Source organism: Protofrankia sp. Cr1, from assembly GCF_963555865.1.
GTDB lineage: Bacteria > Actinomycetota > Actinomycetes > Frankiales > Frankiaceae > Protofrankia.
In genome coordinates this window covers 1-2,272 of the sequence record NZ_CAUVXO010000205.1, presented here as the reverse complement: position 1 = coordinate 2,272, position 2,272 = coordinate 1, and the positions used below count along the sequence as shown (strand labels likewise).

Here is a 2,272-nt window from a genome sequence, read left to right as displayed (position 1 = left end):
CCCGCAGCCGCCCGGGGCCGAGCCTGGTAACGGCGGACTGGGCCGCGTCGGCAACCTGGCCGAATCCGAACCACTCGGCGCGTTCTGCGCGCGGGTGGCGGCCGCGCTGCCCGCCACGGCGGGCGGGGTGCGTACCACCGGTGCGCCGCAACGCCCGGTGCGCCGGATCGCGGTCTGTGGCGGTTCTGGCGGCGAGCTGGTGGGCGCCGCTGCGCGTGCCGGAGCCGATGTGCTGGTAACCGCCGATGGGCGTCACCACCACGTCCTGGACGCCGTCAGCGCGCACGACGTCGCCCTGGTGGACGTGGCGCACTGGGCGAGCGAATGGCCGTGGTTGCAGGTCGCCTCCGCGCGGCTGGGCGCAGGCCTGGCCGGGCGAGGTCGTACGGTGAACACAACGGTTTCCAGTCTGGTCACCGACCCGTGGCGGTGGCATGCGAGCTCATCGGGGCCAGCCGCCGGCCAAGCGTAGCGAGCCGGACAGCCCTATCCTCGGGCGCTCTGGGCACGGTGAGCGTGACACGCACGACAGCGCGCTCGGTGAGTGCGGTTTTGTAAGCGCGGTTTTGTAAGCACAGGGAGGAGCACATGAAGGCCGACCCAGCGACCCAGCTTCGCCTGCTGTCCGTGCAGGCGATCGACTCGAGCCTTGACCGGCTCGCCGCGCGGCGGCGGAACCTGCCTGAGCTTGCCGAGATCGACAAGCTGAGTGCGCAGCTCGCCGCGCTCAATGACGACCTGGTTCGGGTCTCGACGGAGCTGCGGGACCGAGGCCGTTCGCAGCAGAAGCTGGACGACGAGGTCGACCTGGTGCGGGCGCGGGCGGCCCGGGACCAGAAACGTCTCGACTCCGGGCAGATCACCAGTTCCCGCGAACTGGAAAATCTTCAGGCGGAGATCGCCTCGCTCGCTCGCCGGCAGAACGCACTTGAGGACGAGACGCTGGCGCTGATGGAGGTCATCGAGGGGCTCCAGACGCGCGCGGGGGCGATCCGGGCCGATCAGGAACGCCTCGAGGCCGAGCTGGCGGTAGCCGGCGGCAGGCGGGACACCGCGCTCGCGGAGATCGACGATGAAACGGGCGCTCGTCGCGGTGAACGCGAGGCCACCATCCCGACCCTTCCCGCTGATCTGGTAGCCCTTTACGAACGGCTGCGCTCCTCCTCCGCCGGTGTCGGCGCGGCCAGGCTCGTCCGGCGGCGGTGTGAAGGATGTCACCTGGAACTGTCCGGCGCCGATGTGCGTGACGTCGCGGCGGCCGCCCCGGACGAGGTGGTGCGCTGTGAGGAATGCCGGCGCATCCTCGTCCGGACCGCCGAATCGGGCCTGTGAGCACCGGTGATGGGAGAAGATCATGAATGACCGTCCGTCGCGCCGGCTTGTCGTCGAAGCCGACGGCGGATCACGGGGCAATCCGGGCCCGGCCGGGTACGGAGCGCTCGTGCGGGACGCCGAAACAGGGGACGTGCTGGCCGAGCGGGCCGGGGCGATCGGTCGGGCGACCAACAACGTCGCTGAGTACCAGGGGCTGATCGCGGGTCTGCGCGCGGCGGCCGACATCGACCCGAACGCCGTCGTCGAGGTCCGGATGGACTCGAAGCTGGTCGTCGAGCAGATGAGCGGACGCTGGAAGATCAAGCATCCGGCGATGCGCCCGCTGGCGATGGAAGCCGCAGACGTCGCGCTCGGTTTCCCGCAGGTCCGCTACGGCTGGATTCCGCGGGAGCGCAACGGCCATGCCGACCGGCTGGCGAACGAGGCCATGGACGCGGCTGCCCAGGGACGAACCTGGGAGCCGCCGGAACCCCAGTCGCCCGAGCCCACACCGCACCGGGCGCCGACCACGAACCGGCTGTCCGGCTGGATGGCTCCGCCGGCGCCACCCACGACCACCGTGTTGCTGCGCCACGGGCAGACCCCGATGTCGGTGGAGAAGCGCTTCAGCGGCACGGTGGACGCAGGTCTGACCGACGTCGGCTATGCACAGGCCGACGCGGTGGCGGTACGGCTGCGTGAGGTCGAGTTCGAGGCGGTGTACTGCTCGCCGCTCAAGCGAGCCCGCCAGACCGCGGACGCCCTCGGCCGGGACTACGTCGTCGACGACGACGTGCGGGAGACCGACTTCGGCACCTGGGAAGGACTGACCTTCGGCGAGGTCCGCCAACGTTTCCCGGAGGAGCTCAACGCCTGGCTGGCTGATCCGTCGGTGCCGCCGCCCGGTGGCGAGAGCATCCTGGACACGGTCGGGCGGGTCACCGCCGCCCGGGACCGC

At 71.1% G+C, this 2,272-nt stretch carries 3 protein-coding genes; all 3 read left to right on the top strand.

Going from position 1 to position 2,272, the window contains the following annotated elements; genetic code table 11:
• Positions 1–472 (top strand): Nif3-like dinuclear metal center hexameric protein (locus U9980_RS16145; RefSeq protein WP_322768673.1); only part of this gene is annotated, 472 nt, incomplete at its 5' end.
• Between the two features lie 116 nt (positions 473–588).
• Positions 589–1,332, top strand: coding sequence for a zinc ribbon domain-containing protein (locus tag U9980_RS16140; protein WP_322747483.1), 744 nt, complete (start codon positions 589–591; stop codon positions 1,330–1,332).
• A gap of 22 nt (positions 1,333–1,354) precedes the next feature.
• Positions 1,355–2,272, top strand: a 918-nt coding sequence (locus U9980_RS16135; RefSeq protein WP_322768672.1) for a bifunctional RNase H/acid phosphatase, incomplete at its 3' end; no start/stop codon positions are given.

Coding starts and splice junctions, on each gene's coding strand:
- U9980_RS16140 (WP_322747483.1), top strand. CDS start 589: ATGAAGGCCGACCCAGCGACCCAGCTTCGCCTGCTGTCCGTGCAGGCG.